This window comes from Clostridium sardiniense, assembly GCF_016907995.1.
Taxonomy (GTDB): domain Bacteria; phylum Bacillota; class Clostridia; order Clostridiales; family Clostridiaceae; genus Clostridium; species Clostridium sardiniense.
On sequence record NZ_JAFBDA010000003.1, the window covers coordinates 17,325 to 33,706 of the forward strand.

A 16,382-nucleotide genomic window follows, 5' to 3' on the forward strand; every position below is an offset into this window, starting at 1 on the left:
TACTATACTAATTCTTTTAAATCCTCAACTGATTTCGCTTTTAAAAGTTTCTCTACCATTTCTTCGTCTGATATAAGTTCTACCATTCTTGAAAGGTTTTGTAGATGGATATTGTTATCTGTTGATGCTAATACAAAGAATAATTGTGCATCATATTCATCACCATCTCCAAACCTCACCGGTGTATTCGTTTTCATAAGGCATATAGAAGTTTTATTGACTCCTTTGCCTTCTTGTGCATGTGGTATAGCAATCTTTGGTGCAATTACTATATAAGGTCCATGCTTTTTAATACTTTCTATTATTAAATCTGAATATTCTCTTTCGATAGCTTTTTCTTCTTCTAAGGGAGCGCATGCAGCTTTCACTGCATCCTCCCAATTATCAAAGCCTTCATGAAAAGAATATCTACCTTTTTCTATCAACTCTTTTAACATGTCTTTTGCCTCCCGCTGCTTTTATATTTTATAGGAATGAATTGTATGGTAAGTTTATATCTACTTCGAAACAATCATCAAATCCTCTTGGATAATGATACTCTCTCTTGTCCTTATCTTCTGGGAATGTGAACTTTCCTCCAACTTGCCATATAAATGGTTTAAATTTGTATTGTAACCTATGTTTTTTCATATCATATAATGCTAATATTTCATTAGTATCAGCTTGGAAGTTTGACCATATATCATGATGGAATGGTATAACAACTTCTGTGTTTAATGATTCCGCCATTCTTAAAATATCAACTGAAGTCATTTTATCTGTAATACCTCTTGGGTTTTCTCCGTATGATCCAAGTGCTACATCAATTTTAAAATCATTTCCATGTTTTGCATAGTAATTTGAGTAATGTGAATCTCCACTATGATATAGATTTCCGCCTGGAGTCTTTATGAAGTAGTTAACTGCTTTATAATCCATATCAACAGGCATCTTACCTCTTAAATCTCCTTCTGGTGGAGCTGTGATTAATGCTGTTCTATCAAATGATTCTAATGCATGTAATTCTATATCTTTAATTTTTACTACATCTCCTGGTTTAACAACTATACATCTTTCCTTTGGAACTCCCCAGCCAATCCACTTATCTACACAAGCTTGTGGTCCTATGAATGGAACTTCTTCTGAACAATTTTTAAGAACTGCTGCTGCAACATTTACATCTATATGATCGTTGTGATCATGTGTTGATATTACTGCATCTATTTCTTTTATTGCAAATGGGTCTAATACAAATGGTGCAACTCTTAAGTTAGGCTGTAACTTCTTTCCTCCACACATTCTTGCCATTTGATGCTCTGGATTTATGTATGGATTTTTTTTTGTTTTCTTTCCACTTCCACACCAAAAATCTATACATATATTAGCGTTCCCTTGTGATTTAAGCCATACCCCCGTACAACCAAGCCACCACATTTTAAATGTTCCAGGCTCTACTACCTCATTTTCTATTTCCTCATTTAACCAAGTTCCCCATTCTGGGAATGTATTTAAAATCCATGATTCTCTTGTTATTTCATTTACTGTACTCATAATATATACCTCCTACACCTTGTCCATCTTTTATGATTGTTTTGAACGTTTAAAGGTTCGTTCAATCATTTATTGACTTAATTATATACTGTAATTGTTTTCTTTACAAGTACTTTTTGATCGTTTTTTCTTAAAAATTTTTATTTTTATGTTCTTTCTGAACTATTTTATTGATTTATATACATTTTCAATATAAAATGAATATATATATATAATTTATGTTCATTTTAATTGTTCTTTTAAAAATTAATAACAAAAATCTACTCTCTATTCTTTGTTAATTTTTAGTTCATTATATATTTAGGTTAACTATTTAAAATTATTATAAAGAAACGAATTTTAAGATTATTATTTCTAATATTATTAATTTTTTTCACAAACAGCCTATAGGAAACTAATCAAATTTATATAATTTATTGCGTTATATAGAAGTTCTACTTAAAATTTAAAATAAAATATAATTAACTATATAAACTGTATTTTTTAATTTATAATAATTATTGGAAATAAGTAACAACAAATTAAATTCTATATGAGGCTCTAATAAGCAAATAGCTTTTAAGGAGGAAGATAACGTGAAAAATGCAAAAGGCCTTGTCTTTAAAAGACAACAAGCCATATTAAAATATTTAAAAGAAAATAAGTTTGCTAAGACAGAAGATTTAGCAAAACTTTTAAATACTTCTAATATAACTATAAGAAGAGATTTTCAAAATTTAGAAAATGAAGGCGTTATAAAAAGACGTTACGGAGGAGCTGAACTTATAGAGGGTGCTCTAAATGAAGATCCTTATTCTAATGAAGAAAATGATGCAAGACATAAAATCAAAGAATCAATTGCTAAAAAGGCAGCAGAATTTATAGAAGATGGAGATAGTATTTTTATAAATTCAAGTTCAACTGCCATAAAGATTTTAGATTATATACAAGATAAACGAGTTGTAGTAATAACAAACAACGGAAAAATTTTAGGTATGAATCTGTCTTCTAAAGTTGAAGTAATTCTTACAGGCGGAGAAGTTTACGGAAGAAAACAATCTATGGTTGGAGACATAGCAACACAAATTATTTCAAAAATAACAGCAACAAAATGCTTTATGGGAGTGAGTGGTATAACCTCTAATTCTGGAATAAGTACTTCTGTTCTTCAAGAAACTACCGTTAATATGAAAATGCTAGAAAATTGTAATGGTCCAACATTTATATTAGCTGATAGTTCAAAAATAGGAATACATCATAATTTTTCTAGCGGTGACATAGATAAAGTAAACTATGTTATTACAGATATAAACGCTAATAAAGAAGAAGTTAAAAAATTAGAAGAAAAAGGAGTAGAAATTATTTTTTCAGAAGATAATTAAATCTAAAATCATGCTTCTTTTTTAATTTTACATGTATAACAATGTTTTTTATTAAAAATAAACATTACTATACTATACTTTAACTTTTATTATATTTTGTATAAAATTAAATACAACTAGAATCTTATTTTGGTAATATGAAAAAACTCCGTAAGGAGTTTTTTCTTTATCTAATCATCTATATAATTATTGATTTTAAACCTTAATCTTAATTCATCTTTTTCTTTTTTTGTAAGCTCCATATACTTATCTGCCCATAACTCTTCTTTTACTTTTCTATATTCCATATATGAACAGTCTATTTCAGATTTAGTAATATATTCTCCATGCCAATATTCTAGTGAAAATTTACACCAAAACTTTATAAATAGTTCCTTTTTATTGTGTATTAATAGTCCTACTTTAAAACATTTTCTCTTTTTCAAATACTCATAAAATTCAATAACATTTGTTGCTACTATTTTTTCAAAAATAAAATCATCTCTAAATACAGCCTTTGACGATTTTGAGAACCCACTTATCTTTTTAAAGTCAACATTTTTTTGGAAAAGATATTCTTTTGAATAGTTATAAAGATAAATCGTATATAAATCTAATCTCATAAGATTCTCCTAATATAATTCCTTTGTATAATCTATTAATACATAATTCTAATTAGAATAACACTATTGTTATTTGCTCCTTATTAAATCTAATTATTGAATATGACTATTTCTACGAACTTTATATAGTTATGTATATTTTCTTTAATTCTACTTAAACTATATTTGTATCAAACGGAGGTGTATTAATATGGCAGACGAAACAACAGGTAGATTACCTAAAAATATTAATAAGAATATCCCTACTCCTAAAGATGATGCAAAGGAAATTACAGGAGTTATTAAATATGGTAGTAGAATTGTAGGTTATGAAATTCAAAACGGTCATCAAGTGGATAAAGCAGCAGCAATTGAGATGGCTAAGAACGGTGAACTCAAAGGAGTTGCTATTAGTGTATCAGCTAAGGGTGACGAATACTTAAGAAGCCTACCTGATGATAATGAGTCAAATAACTTAAGTAATTTACCAACTATAACAATTAAATAGTAATATAAATTTAACTACACCAAAAAGAAGGAGATTATTTATAATCTCCTTCTTCCTCTATATATTGCTATTTTATAAAACCACTTTCTATCATATTTTACATACTAATTTTTATTATACAAAATATATTATCTGCCTAAACATATATCATTAAAAGTTCACTTATCTACTGGTAATAAAATACTAATTCTAACTGCTTTCCTTTATAATATTATAAACTTTAAAACTTTAAATTTGTACAAATTTTAAATTTTTATATAAAAAGCCTCTTTTTTGATTAATTTACACACTTTATTAAAATTTATTTAGTATACTCATAATGAAATAATTAATACATTATAGAAAGAAGGCTATAATATGAGTTTTGAAGAAGAAATCAAAGAAAATATAAAAGAGGAAGGTTTTACTGATTGTTATGAATCAGAATATCCTAATGAAGATTCTAATTCATCTTTAGATAAAATAACTGATTCTGATTTCACTAAATTTGTTGGATTAAAAAACACAGAGCATTACTTTAATCAATGGAAAAATAATGAGAATAAAAATACCTTTTCTTCATGGAATTGGGCATCATTCTTTTTAGGTGGATACTGGCTATTATATAGAAAACTATACGCTTGGTTTGTAGGTGTAACAATAGTTGATTTTCTTGCAGTTGCAATCCTTGATAATTTTAGTCCACTTTTAGCTGGATTAATTCCACTAATTATTATGATACTTTTAGGCATATTTGGTAACTGTATTTATATAAGACATTCTAAAAAGAAAATATTATCTTTAAAGAAATTCTTTGATAAATATGGTGATACTGATGAAGCTTTAAAAGCTAATGGTGGTACTACTTTAGTTGCACCTTTAGTTTTATTAGCATCAGCAGGAGTTATTGCAATAATAGTAGGTACACTTTTAACTACTTTAATATCATCTATGGCTTATAGTTTCCCATTCTAATCTATTAGAATAACATAACATTAATAAAAAAGATAAATGATATAAGAACATATCATTTATCTTTTTATTTATCTATAATTTATCTTTGTTAATTCTGGTATATGTCCTGTATCTTCTACTTTTTTATTATTATAAGTAAATGCTACACCATCTACCCATTTCCCTTTATATTTTCTTTGAAGAAAACTCTCAGTAAGTGATGTAGTTGTTATATATCCTCCTGATGATCCTTGAAAATATTTTTCAGACCATTTCTTATTTCCGCTGTCTTTAAGATTTATATATGCAATTGATTTTCCACTAACCTTTTTTATTTCCTTAACCTCTATTGTAAATGATTTAAAATTCTTTTTTGATAAAGTGCTTGCTATAGCACTTAAATTTTCTTTTATATCATCAGACTTTGTTTTAACATTTCCAATTGTTATAGTTTTATCATTTGAAACATCTACTGAATATAACGTAAATGTCTTTTCTTTTATATTAGTATCTTTATTTTGATCATTCTTCTTAGCTTCCTGATCTTTTTTTGCCTTTTCTTCAGCTTCTTTCTTTTTCTTCTCTTCTGCCTCTTTCTTAGCTTTTTCTTCCTTGGCTTTCTCTTCTGCAAGCTTTAATTCTTCTTCTTTCTTTGCTTCTTCTTCAGCCTTCTCTTTTTCTAATAATTCATTTTTAGATAGGACTTCTTGATTGCTATCATTCTTACTTTCCTTATCAGTACATCCAACCATACCAAGTACTGATACCCCAAGTATAAAAGCAATAAATATTTTTTTCATTTATTTCTCCCTTTCCACATAATATTTACTATCAATTAATTATATGGAAATAAATAGAACTATTCAACTACTTATATAGAATATGTTTAAACTTTAATACCATATCTTTATTATCATATTATACCTATAACAATATATTCTAATTTATCATATCATTTACTCCCTATTTTTGGCTCTTTATAAAATAATCTATCATTTCATCTAAACATCTTTGTGATTCAGGTAAACTTTGGTCTAACTGATATATATGCCATAGCTTTTTATGGCTTTTATCAAAGGCAACCATCCTATATGGTATTTTGTTTTCTATAAGAGCCTTTTCAATATCAATACTCTCACAATGTACCGGATCACTTTCTACAGTTGTCATAAATGTTTTTGGAAAATCCTTCGTCATATTTTTAGCTACTGATAATTCGTTTCCTATTTCTGAATCATCAATACTTTCTGTATTTAGAAGCATTTCAGCAAATTGTCTCATTATAGGTACTTTCATATAATGCACTTCCATATCATAGCAAGATCTAAAATCGCTTAATCCACATAGCACTCCTATTGCACGTAATTTATCTTTAAAAGAGATTGTTATATTATATTTTTCTTTATACCTGTCTCTCATCTCTTTATTTGTACATAAGGCGCCAAGTAATCCTGCAATATGACCTCCTGCTGAATCCCCTATAATAAAAATATTATTTCTATCTCCTCCATATGTCTTTGCGTGTTTATACACCCATTCAGCACCCTTTATACAATCTTTAATTGGTTCTGGGTGAGGCTTGTTTGATGTTAATTCATAATTTATATTAAAAACAACAAACCCTTTTCCTGAAAGTAAACTACAAAAATTTCTATATATACGCTTATCTCCAACAGCCCATCCACCACCATGATAATAAATTATAATAGGTAGTGACTTTCCTATAAATCTTGGCTTATGTATATCTAACTTACAAATATCCTTTTCTTTATCATATGGAATATCTAATCTAGATATTATATTAATCGGAACTTTGCATCTCTTATCTTTATGAGATACCAATATATCATTTATTACTCTAAAAGCTCTAAAATGAATGCTCTTTGAACATTTCTTATTTACATCCATCTCTTTAACCTCCCTCTTAAAATTATTATGTTTTAAATATGAATGAGTTATTCGATAAAATACATATTTAAAACGTTCAAAAGAGACTAACCATATTATATTTTATAGAAAACTTCTATTAAAATATTTATGATTAATCTCTCTTAAATTTATATAAATAGATTTTATTCTCTAATAATATTATCTCTTACATAAATCTACTTGTCTTTTAAATTTATATAAATAAATTTGATGTAGACTCTTCCGCTTCTCCTAAGTAGTAACCTACGCCACCAAGTTTTACACCATCTATTAACTCTTCTTCTTTTATTCCCATTACATCCATAGACATTGTGCAAGCAACTACTTCAACACCACTATCCATTGCAGCTTCTATAAGTTCTTCTAAAGATTGAACATTTTTATTCTTCATTATTCCTCTTATCATTTTAGGACCAATACCAGCCATATTCATTTTAGATAAACTTAACTTTTTACTTCCTCTTGGCATCATTTTACCAAATACTTTTTCAATTAAATTCTTATCTGAATTAATCTTCTCATCTTTTCTTAATATATTAAGTCCCCAGAAGGTAAAGAACATTGTAACTTTTTTACCCATTGCAGCTGCACCATTTGCTATTATAAATGATGCTATAGCTTTATCTAAATCTCCACTAAATACAACTAATGTCTGCCCATTCTTTTCTTCTAATGTTAAATTATTATTTTTACTATCAACTGCAATTTCTTTATTTCCTTCAATACCCTTTATAATAGATGCCTTAACTATTCCCTTATCTTTTTCTACACTTACTAAAGTATTTTTTGTCCTTTTCGTAAAGGCTTCTATATCTTTAAAGAATCCTGGATCTGAAGCTCTAACATTTAGCATTTCTCCATCTTCCATCATATCCATCATCATCTTAACTTGCATTAATGGTCCTGGACAGCATAATCCTTCCGCATCTAATTCTCTAACTTTTCTTTTTCTATTATCTTCTATTGCTATTTCCTGCTGTTGCCTGGCACAGCCTCTATCTAAGCCATTTTCATTTCCACCTTTATCACTATCATCAAAAGTTATTTCTTTTGCTTTATATCCAAAAGTTTTATATGCTTTATATCCGCCAGATAGATTTTTAGTCTTAAAGCCATGACCTTTAAGTATTCTCTCACCAATCCAACCTCTTACTCCAACAGCACAATAAACCCATATTTCTTTATTTCTATCCAATTCATTTAATCTACTTCTTAAATTATTTAAAGGAATATGAACAGCACCTTCAATCATTCCACCTTCAACTTCAATTGGATCTCTTAAATCGACTAATATTGCTTTATCTTTATCAAAATCCTTAAGATCTTCTACAAAGAATAAATTAGTTAATCTTTTCTCTTCATTGTCTGCAATAAATCCTGCCATGTTTGCTGGTGATTTAGCTGATAAGAAAGGTGGTGCATATGCAAGCTCAAGCTCTCTTAAATCTTCCATTGTTCCCTTAAGCTTTATAACAGTAGCTATTACATCGATAAATTTATCAACACCATCTACTCCAACGCATTGAGCTCCTAGTACTTTTCCTTCTACATCATATAAAACTTTTATTGATAGTTGCTTAGCACCTGGATAATAACCAGCATGAGTCATTGGATATAGATAAACTTTTTTATAATTAACTCCTAAATTATTAAGAGTTCTTTCATTATTTCCTGTTGATGCTGCTACTAAATCAAATACTTTTATTATTGATGTTCCAAGAGTTCCTTTATACTCTGATTTTATTCCTGAAATATTATCTGCTATTATTCTACCTTGTCTATTTGCAGGACCAGCAAGAGGAATATACGCAACCTTTCCATTTATAAAATCTGAAACTGCAACTGCATCTCCAGCAGCATATATATTTTCTATATTAGTTCTCATATTTTTATTAACTATTATATGACCTCTTTCACCAAGTTCTATTCCTGATTTCTTTATGAAATCAGTATCTGGTATAACTCCAATTGCAGAGATTACTATATCTGCTGTTACATTTTTTCCACTATTTAATTTAACACTTATAGTATCATTATTTTCTTCAAATGCCTCTACTCTATCATTTAGAATAATTGATACTCCATTATCATTCATTTCCATCTCTAATAATTCTGACATCTCTGAATCAAAGGGAGCTAAGATATGTGGTGCAGCTTCAATTAAGTTTACGTTAATTCCTCTATGTTTTAGATTTTCAGCTACTTCAATTCCTATAAAACCTCCACCTATTACTATCGCATTTTTAACATGTCCACTATCAACAGCATCCTTTATTAAATCCATATCATTTATAGTTCTAAGAATATGAATCTTTTCACTATCACTTCCTGGTAATTTTGGTGTAATTGGTTTTGCACCAGGAGCCAACACCAAATAGTCATACTCTTCTTCATATAAACCATCATTTTTTGATCTAACTTTTATTCTCTTATTTTCTGTATCAATTCCAGTAACTTCACTATTAACTCTTACATCTATCTCAAATCTATCTCTCATTTTTTCTGGACTTTGAAGTATTAGCTTTCCTCTATCTTTGATCACTTCTCCAATATGATAAGGTAATCCACAATTTGCAAATGATATGTAATCTCCCTTTTCAAAAATTATTATCTCTGCCTCTTCATCTAACCTTCTAAGTCTTGCAGCAGTAGATGCTCCACCTGCAACTCCTCCAACAATTAAAACTTTCTTTTTCATAACCTATATCCTCCCTCTAAAAAACTTACTAACCATTATTCACCTAATAAGGTTTTTATAATTTCCTCTACTCTTTTATCTTTTATTTTATAATTTATTTCTAATCCGTTTCTTTCGCCTTCAATGATTCCAACACTTCTAAGCTTTTGTAGATGTTGTGATATAGTTGACTGTGGCATTCCTAAACAGTCTTGCATAAAGCTTACATTACAACTATCCTTTTGCATTAATCCTCTTACAATGCAAAGTCTAACTGGATGTGCTAAAACCTTTAAAAATTCAGCCTGTGATTCTAATTCTTTATAATTATTTTGCATTTATGATATCTCCTTAAACTTCATATTAATCACTATATCGTAATATTACGATATAGTGATTAATATGTCAATATAAAATTATATCAAAATAAAAATATTTAAAATTTCGATATAATTTTATATTATTAGTTATGATATTATTTGATCTGGATTTAATCCTCCTAATATAGCTTGTAATACCTCTTTATCATTTTGTATTTTCCACTTTCCATCTTCTTTTTTAAGTATCACTGTTAAATCTGTAGTAATTAATGAATTAGTCTGATTTTCTAATGCAGTTATAAAGGCTTTATCAAAATCACTTCCTACTGCATCACCATCTACGGATTCATTATTTAACGTTGCTTCATTAATTCTAAGTGACTGAACATTTTTCATATACTCATTATAAATCTGTGATCCATTTAGGGCAGTTACCTCCACTTTGACCTTCGCTTCCTTATCTTTTTCTTCTGAATCTAATATTTTATAATTTAATTTACTACTCCAATATTTAAGGGCTTCTATTCTGCTCTTATCATAATCTTCAAATTGCTTTATTGATTTTTGAAGAAGTCCACCATCTTCTACATATTCATTGGCTTTACTTAAATCCATATTTTGATACGCACTAAAAAAATCTTTAACACTATCTTTTACTTCTGTTTTTCCTCCACAACTAACTAAAAATACTGACATAAATATAGCTACTAAAACTAATACTATCTTTTTCATATTTAGTCTCCCCCACTTTTCTCTAGAACTTTAATTTTTCTGGATCAAATCCACCATAAAGTGCATTTGTGAAACTTTGATTTCCTATTATATACCATTTACCATCTTTATTTTCTAATTCAATATTAACTGTATTTGTTACAATTTCATTATTTTTGCTTTTTATTGAATCGATTAATGCTTTATCATAAGCTTCCATATAATTTTTCTTATCTTGTGGATCCTTTGCAGATATGTATTTCTCTTTTAAACTAAGTAAGCTCTCCATATAATCACTGTATATTTTTTGACCATTAAGTGTTGATATATTTACCATTGCCTCCGCACTTTCGTTAGTTACTTCCATTGACTTTATTTCATAACCAGTCTTTTCAACCCAATATCTTATTGCATCCTTCTCTCCATTTGTAAAATCTTTATATGCTGTAAAGTCTATATTTTTATCAACAAGCAAATATTTTTTTGCATTATCAAAGTTACATTTTTTAAATTCTGCAAAAAATGAGTTTATTGTATTTTCGGGAGCAACTTTTTTGGTCTGTTCATTTACCTTATTGTTAGTAGTATTATTTCCACACCCAATTAATCCAAATGTAATTCCTAATGCTAATATAAGTGCAATCAATTTTTTCATAAAAATCCCCTCCTATTAAACATACTATAATTATACCAACTATTATTAGTATGATTATTTACTTGCTTATTTATTAACACTAATTTTACTTTGATAAAAAAAGAATGTTAGTAAGATTCTCAATTATCTTACTAACATTCTCCTTAATTATATTCCACTTACTTTAAGAAAGCCCTTTCCTTGAACTTCATCAATTTGTCCAATTGTAAAAAATGCTTCTGGATCAATAGTATCTATAAATTCTTTAACTTTCTCAAGTTCCTTCTTATCTAAAACTGAATATATTATTTGTTTATTTTCTTTGCTATATGCTCCTGCCCCTGCAAGAGAAGTACATCCTCTTTTTAATTCATCCATTATAAAGCTTGCTATTTCTTCATTCTTATCACTTATTATTGTAATTTGTTTCTTTTGATTCATAACCGCAATTATTTTATCTATAAGCGGTCCATTTAATATTACTGATAAAAGTGCATAAAATCCTTTATCTGCTCCAAATGTTATAGCACCTAATAATGTTACTAGAAAGTCAACACATAATAGAGATATACCTATATTAAAACTTGTATACTTATTTAGTATTTTAGCTAAAATATCTGTTCCTCCAGTTGATGCATTTATATTAAAAACTATTGCAAGTCCTATTGCTGTTATAATTGTTCCAAAAACTGTAGCAAGCATTAAATCACTTGTTAAAGCCTGTGGATGTATAAATTCATCCATAAACCATAATATAAATGATAGACCAAAGCTAGCATATATAGTTTTAAAACCGAAATCACCGCCAACTACTATGAAAGCTATCACAAATAAAAATAAATTCATTACGAAGGTTATACCTCCAACAGTCAATGCTGGGAAATAATGCGTTATTACAACTGAAAGTCCTGTGACCCCTCCTGCTGCTAAATTATTAGGTGCAAAAAAATATTCAATCGCTACTGCAATTAAAAGAACACCTAAGGTTATAATTCCATATTCTTTTATATTCTGCTTCAAAATCAATCTCTCCTAATGTACATTACTATTTTGTCTTTTGTCTAAATACAATATTTAGAATAACAGAATTTTTTTATTTCTCATAGTATTTTTTAAAAAATATAATTATTTTTTAATGTTTAATTTATTAATTTTTTCCTTATAAAAATACATATTCTAATACCTTATATATTAAATTTCCTATTTACATGAATTTTTATAAATCAAATTTTATATTTCTTATTGACTAAATAATAAAAAATAGGCTAAATTTAACCTATTTTTTATATCTATCCCTCTAAATTATCTATAAGTGCATCTATATGCTTAATCGCTTTATACTCTGCATCAATTTTTGTGTCCCTCTCAAACCCTGTTTCATCAACAAGTAATTCTTTAAACTTTTTAATCCCCAAAACTTTCATTATATCTTCTACATATTCAACACCTTGACTTACTTTTCCCCTTAAAAGCCAAGGTACTGGACCTCCTGATGATTGAACATAAATCATTTTTCTTTCTTTATCATCCAATGTTCCTTTTACTTTACCATTGCTTATAATCATAGTCTTATTAACTTGTACTATACAATCTATATATTCTTTTAGTGGTGCTGGAAATGATAAACTCCACATTGGTGCTCCAATTACATAAATATCAGCTGATATAAATTGATCACATAACTGATTAATTCTATCTACTTCTTTTTTATCTTGTTCAGGTAATTTATCATACTCTTCCTTATCCACAACACAATTTCTTTGCTTAAAATACCTATATTCTAATCTTGGAATATGTTCATCATATAAATTCAATTCTTCTAACATGCAATCTGGATGTACCTCTAACAGTTTATTTACAACCTTCCTAGATACCCTTCTACTTGATGATTCAGACTCTGGCTTGGAATTTACAATTATGTATAATAACTTCATAAAAAAACACCTCTTTTAATACTTTTTACTTAGTATTGTTTATTTAAGAGATGTTTATTCTAATAGCCCTTCCATATTAGCTATTACTTTAGTTTTAATTTCTTCTATATTTATATTTTTACCTGGGCATAATGTCTGATTACAATCCCTATGACCCACTATGTCTTCCATATTATATTTTATAATTAAACTTGATCCTAATTTAACTAAACTATCTATTTGTTTTTTAGGTGGTGTTTCTTTTTCATAATTTCCTTCTAAACATACCCCTATACTTTTACTATTTTCATTAATAGCGTGAGCACCTTGCATCTTTTCATCTCTTCCTTTATATATTGTCCCATCTTTTTTTATATAATAGTGATATCCTATCCCACCAAATCCTTTATCAAGATGCCACTTATGTATTGCTTCTGGAGATGCCTCCTTAGTAGCAGCATGATGCACAACTAATCTTTTAGGTACATTATACTCCGTTAGCTCTCCAGACCATTTATAATCTATTTCTTTAATATCTATATCTTTATTTAATGTATCCAATTTATCTACTAACAATTTATTATTAACTTTTATATTATCGCTACTCTTGGCGAGAAATAAAGAATATTTTTCAACTGAAATATTACTATATACAACATAACTTCCAATGCTTATTAAAACTATTAATAATATAAGCATAAAAGTTCTTCTTCTTCTTCTCATCATAAGCTTCTCATAATTATTTCTCTTCTTATAAAATTTCTCTATGTCTTTAAGTTTATTATAGCTTGTCTTAGTCATAAGTCCGCCTCCTTAAAAATTTCAAAATTCCTTATTAATCTTATTCTAATAATGATTTAATGCAAATTACTGTAAAATTTGCAACTTATATTATGTATGCATTTTACCATATTTTGTAAAAAGATGCAAACTTTTTTGTTTTGTTTTTCTTTCCTATATATAGTAAAATACTTTAAAGGAGTGGTGAAAGTTTGAATACTATCTTTATAACTTATATTTTAATAGTCAATATATTAGGCTATTTTCTTATGTTTTTAGACAAACAAAAAGCTAAAAAGCATAAATGGAGAATACCTGAAAATACATTAATGCTTGTTGCAATTATTGGAGGTAGTATTGGAAGTATCATTGGTATGCAGACATTTAGACATAAAACAAAGCATATTAAATTTAAATTTGGTATTCCAATAATCTTGATACTTCAAGTTATATTATTCTTCCTATTTTTTAAATAAATAGGAAGAACTTTTAATCTATTCTTTAAAATAACAAGTAAGTATAAATAATTAAAATGAGTTTAATAGCTATAATCATTTATAGCTTTGTATAATACAAAATATACTAAGATTTAAAATCAGTCTAATATTAATGTAATAAAAAGAGGTTAAAGTACATTTTTATACTTTAACCTCTTTTTATTACATATTTACATCTATGTCTTCTACTAATATATCTTTTTCTTGTGGTCCTGCATATTCATCAATAAAATACAATGGTCTACTCTTAACTTCTGTAAATATTCTTCCAAGGTATTCTCCAATAATACCTAAGAATATAAGTTGTATACCACCCATCATAAGCATTACACAAATAAGACTTGAATATCCTGGTACATCAGTTCCTAAAATTAATGTTCTTATAATTATGTATATCATATAAATAAAAGCTAAAAATGCAATTATAACCCCTACTATGGTTGCAAGTCTAAGTGGTGCTGTTGTAAAGGATGTAATTCCTTCAATAGCTAAGTCTATAAGTTTTAAATAGTTCCATTTTGTCTCTCCAGCTACTCTTGGATCTCTATCAAACTCTATAGCCTTCTTTTTAAATCCAATTAAACTAAACATTCCTTTAGTATATCTTTGTTTCTCTGGAAATTCTCTTAATGCCTCTATGGCTCTTCTACTTAGAAGTCTAAAATCTCCTGTATCAGTTTGAATTGGAACTTTTGATACAGATTGAAGTATTTGATAAAACTTTTTTGAAGTAAATTTTTTAAGCCACGTTTCACCTTTTCTACTTCTTCTTTTAGCATAAACATCATCATATCCCTCTTCATAATATTTAAGCATATCTACTATTAATTCTGGTGGATCTTGAAGATCTGCATCAATAATAGCTACAACATCGCCTGTTACGTAATCAAAGGCAGCACCCATTGCAACTTCTTTACCAAAGTTTCTTGAAAGGTTAACATAACACACTCTAGAATCTGTCCTCCTGTACCCCTTTACAATTTCTAAAGAACTATCTTTACTTCCATCATTGATAAATAAAAATTCTAATTCATAATTAGGTATTTTCTTACCAAGGCCAACAAGTCTTTCGTACAAATATGGAAGTGATTCTTCTTCATTATACATTGGTATTATTATAGATAACTTTTCCATTTTTTATCTCCTTTTCTAAAAATACAAAAAATATTTATGTAATCATAAATACCTAAATTTAACTTTAATGCTATTTAGTTTCCTAATATAAAATTATATGCTACTTATAAATACATGTATCAATATATTAATATTAATTAGATACATGCTTAAATTCACTTCTTATATTCTTTAAATTTCCATATACAGTTATATTATCATAAATTTCAAATACATAATCTGGTGTTGGAAACTTTACAAACACATCACCCTTATCAATATTAAGAACTTCTATCTCTAAATCCTTTAATCCGCTATCAATTATACTCTTTCCTATTAATTTAGACTCTTTAGGTAAGTATATCTCATATATTCCATATCCTCGTGTATTTGTTATTAAAGTTAAATGTTTCTCATTTAATTTTTCCCATATTTTTGATTTTAAAACCTTACTTTCAATTTTTGATTCTATTTTTTCAAGTAATGATGACTTATGTACTACGAATACTACTATTACAAATGATATTGCCACCGCAAAAAAGCCTATACTTGCTACTTTATCAGAAAGCATTCTTACAAAGAATGATATAAATGTTGCAGTGCTTACATAACTAATTACCATCAGCCAACTTGCAAGCCTTCTTCTCACTGGGTTTTGTACAATCATTTCACTTTCTTTTGTTGTAAAGCCTGTACTTGTTAATAATGATATAACTTGAAATCTAGCCTTCCTTATAGGCATTCCTGTTAATCTGAAAAGAATTGAAAAGAAATCTATAACTAAAAGAAAAATAGTCATAAATAATGTAAATGTTAATATTAAGACCATACTCTATTTGCCTCCACTTATATTTGTTGATTTTATTATATAATATGTCTATTTTTTTTATGTGAA

At 27.7% G+C, this 16,382-nt stretch carries 18 protein-coding genes; 4 read left to right on the plus strand and 14 right to left on the minus strand.

Translation table 11 applies throughout. The annotated features are described in order from the left end of the window. Positions 1-2: 2 nt before the first annotated feature. Together JOC62_RS03805 and ulaG are read right to left on the minus strand one after the other, a co-directional pair. On the minus strand, positions 3-437 hold the full coding sequence (locus tag JOC62_RS03805) for a PTS sugar transporter subunit IIA (protein WP_204593870.1): 435 nt from the start codon (positions 435-437) through the stop codon (positions 3-5). Positions 438-465: 28 nt separating this feature from the next. Continuing rightward, entirely contained in the window at positions 466-1,530 is a 1,065-nt protein-coding gene (gene ulaG / locus JOC62_RS03810; RefSeq protein ID WP_204593871.1) for an L-ascorbate 6-phosphate lactonase, read from the minus strand. Positions 1,531-2,105: 575 nt separating this feature from the next. Between ulaG and JOC62_RS03815 the strand changes: the two genes are divergently transcribed. Beyond that, the gene (locus tag JOC62_RS03815; RefSeq protein WP_204593873.1) at positions 2,106-2,891 is read left to right on the plus strand and encodes a DeoR/GlpR family DNA-binding transcription regulator; all 786 of its coding nucleotides are present in this window, start codon (positions 2,106-2,108) and stop codon (positions 2,889-2,891) included. A gap of 170 nt (positions 2,892-3,061) precedes the next feature. On the opposite strand, the gene JOC62_RS03820 is transcribed toward JOC62_RS03815, so the two are convergent. Continuing rightward, positions 3,062-3,493 (minus strand): hypothetical protein, encoded by a 432-nt coding sequence (locus JOC62_RS03820; RefSeq protein ID WP_204593875.1) that lies wholly within the window; start codon positions 3,491-3,493, stop codon positions 3,062-3,064. Between the two features lie 190 nt (positions 3,494-3,683). Between JOC62_RS03820 and JOC62_RS03825 the strand changes: the two genes are divergently transcribed. Together JOC62_RS03825 and JOC62_RS03830 are read left to right on the plus strand one after the other, a co-directional pair. Further along, a complete protein-coding gene (locus JOC62_RS03825) occupies positions 3,684-3,980 on the plus strand; it encodes a DUF3892 domain-containing protein (protein ID WP_204593877.1) in 297 nt (98 codons plus the stop codon). A gap of 357 nt (positions 3,981-4,337) precedes the next feature. After that, complete coding sequence (locus JOC62_RS03830) at positions 4,338-4,934, plus strand: DUF2628 domain-containing protein (protein WP_204593879.1); 597 nt, start codon at positions 4,338-4,340, stop codon at positions 4,932-4,934. A 68-nt stretch (positions 4,935-5,002) separates the two neighbouring features. Here the strand turns inward: JOC62_RS03830 and JOC62_RS03835 are convergent, their stop codons facing one another. The 9 genes from JOC62_RS03835 to JOC62_RS03875 form a co-directional block, all read right to left on the minus strand. Further along, entirely contained in the window at positions 5,003-5,713 is a 711-nt protein-coding gene (locus tag JOC62_RS03835; protein ID WP_204593881.1) for a hypothetical protein, read from the minus strand. A 163-nt stretch (positions 5,714-5,876) separates the two neighbouring features. Next, positions 5,877-6,821 (minus strand): alpha/beta hydrolase, encoded by a 945-nt coding sequence (locus JOC62_RS03840; RefSeq protein ID WP_204593883.1) that lies wholly within the window; start codon positions 6,819-6,821, stop codon positions 5,877-5,879. 214 nt (positions 6,822-7,035) lie between these two features. Then, positions 7,036-9,540, minus strand: coding sequence for a DsrE/DsrF/DrsH-like family protein (locus JOC62_RS03845; RefSeq protein WP_204593885.1), 2,505 nt, complete (start codon positions 9,538-9,540; stop codon positions 7,036-7,038). Positions 9,541-9,575: 35 nt separating this feature from the next. Continuing rightward, a complete protein-coding gene (locus JOC62_RS03850) occupies positions 9,576-9,857 on the minus strand; it encodes an ArsR/SmtB family transcription factor (RefSeq protein ID WP_204593887.1) in 282 nt (93 codons plus the stop codon). A gap of 129 nt (positions 9,858-9,986) precedes the next feature. After that, the gene (locus JOC62_RS03855) at positions 9,987-10,571 is read right to left on the minus strand and encodes a DUF4878 domain-containing protein (protein ID WP_204593889.1); all 585 of its coding nucleotides are present in this window, start codon (positions 10,569-10,571) and stop codon (positions 9,987-9,989) included. 22 nt (positions 10,572-10,593) lie between these two features. Beyond that, complete coding sequence (locus tag JOC62_RS03860; protein ID WP_204593891.1) at positions 10,594-11,205, minus strand: LptM family lipoprotein; 612 nt, start codon at positions 11,203-11,205, stop codon at positions 10,594-10,596. A 147-nt stretch (positions 11,206-11,352) separates the two neighbouring features. Further along, positions 11,353-12,204 (minus strand): YitT family protein, encoded by an 852-nt coding sequence (locus JOC62_RS03865; RefSeq protein WP_204593893.1) that lies wholly within the window; start codon positions 12,202-12,204, stop codon positions 11,353-11,355. 269 nt (positions 12,205-12,473) lie between these two features. Next, positions 12,474-13,118: an NAD(P)H-dependent oxidoreductase gene (locus JOC62_RS03870; protein ID WP_204593895.1), complete on the minus strand. Its 645-nt coding sequence runs from the start codon at positions 13,116-13,118 to the stop codon at positions 12,474-12,476. A 54-nt stretch (positions 13,119-13,172) separates the two neighbouring features. Continuing rightward, positions 13,173-13,898, minus strand: a complete 726-nt coding sequence (locus JOC62_RS03875) for a peptidoglycan recognition protein family protein (RefSeq protein ID WP_204593897.1) — start codon at positions 13,896-13,898, stop codon at positions 13,173-13,175. Positions 13,899-14,089: 191 nt separating this feature from the next. Here JOC62_RS03875 and JOC62_RS03880 point away from each other — a divergent pair, with 191 nt between their 5' ends. Then, the gene (locus JOC62_RS03880; protein WP_207758143.1) at positions 14,090-14,353 is read left to right on the plus strand and encodes a DUF1294 domain-containing protein; all 264 of its coding nucleotides are present in this window, start codon (positions 14,090-14,092) and stop codon (positions 14,351-14,353) included. Between the two features lie 183 nt (positions 14,354-14,536). On the opposite strand, the gene JOC62_RS03885 is transcribed toward JOC62_RS03880, so the two are convergent. Then, positions 14,537-15,508, minus strand: a complete 972-nt coding sequence (locus JOC62_RS03885) for a glycosyltransferase family 2 protein (protein WP_204593899.1) — start codon at positions 15,506-15,508, stop codon at positions 14,537-14,539. A gap of 133 nt (positions 15,509-15,641) precedes the next feature. After that, the gene (locus JOC62_RS03890; RefSeq protein ID WP_204593901.1) at positions 15,642-16,316 is read right to left on the minus strand and encodes a TrkA C-terminal domain-containing protein; all 675 of its coding nucleotides are present in this window, start codon (positions 16,314-16,316) and stop codon (positions 15,642-15,644) included. Positions 16,317-16,382: the final 66 nt, after the last annotated feature.

Coding starts and splice junctions, on each gene's coding strand:
- JOC62_RS03805 (WP_204593870.1), bottom strand. CDS start 437: ATGTTAAAAGAGTTGATAGAAAAAGGTAGATATTCTTTTCATGAAGGC.
- ulaG (WP_204593871.1), bottom strand. CDS start 1,530: ATGAGTACAGTAAATGAAATAACAAGAGAATCATGGATTTTAAATACA.
- JOC62_RS03820 (WP_204593875.1), bottom strand. CDS start 3,493: ATGAGATTAGATTTATATACGATTTATCTTTATAACTATTCAAAAGAA.
- JOC62_RS03825 (WP_204593877.1), top strand. CDS start 3,684: ATGGCAGACGAAACAACAGGTAGATTACCTAAAAATATTAATAAGAAT.
- JOC62_RS03830 (WP_204593879.1), top strand. CDS start 4,338: ATGAGTTTTGAAGAAGAAATCAAAGAAAATATAAAAGAGGAAGGTTTT.
- JOC62_RS03835 (WP_204593881.1), bottom strand. CDS start 5,713: ATGAAAAAAATATTTATTGCTTTTATACTTGGGGTATCAGTACTTGGT.
- JOC62_RS03840 (WP_204593883.1), bottom strand. CDS start 6,821: ATGGATGTAAATAAGAAATGTTCAAAGAGCATTCATTTTAGAGCTTTT.
- JOC62_RS03845 (WP_204593885.1), bottom strand. CDS start 9,540: ATGAAAAAGAAAGTTTTAATTGTTGGAGGAGTTGCAGGTGGAGCATCT.
- JOC62_RS03850 (WP_204593887.1), bottom strand. CDS start 9,857: ATGCAAAATAATTATAAAGAATTAGAATCACAGGCTGAATTTTTAAAG.
- JOC62_RS03855 (WP_204593889.1), bottom strand. CDS start 10,571: ATGAAAAAGATAGTATTAGTTTTAGTAGCTATATTTATGTCAGTATTT.
- JOC62_RS03860 (WP_204593891.1), bottom strand. CDS start 11,205: ATGAAAAAATTGATTGCACTTATATTAGCATTAGGAATTACATTTGGA.
- JOC62_RS03870 (WP_204593895.1), bottom strand. CDS start 13,118: ATGAAGTTATTATACATAATTGTAAATTCCAAGCCAGAGTCTGAATCA.
- JOC62_RS03875 (WP_204593897.1), bottom strand. CDS start 13,898: ATGACTAAGACAAGCTATAATAAACTTAAAGACATAGAGAAATTTTAT.
- JOC62_RS03885 (WP_204593899.1), bottom strand. CDS start 15,508: ATGGAAAAGTTATCTATAATAATACCAATGTATAATGAAGAAGAATCA.
- JOC62_RS03890 (WP_204593901.1), bottom strand. CDS start 16,316: ATGGTCTTAATATTAACATTTACATTATTTATGACTATTTTTCTTTTA.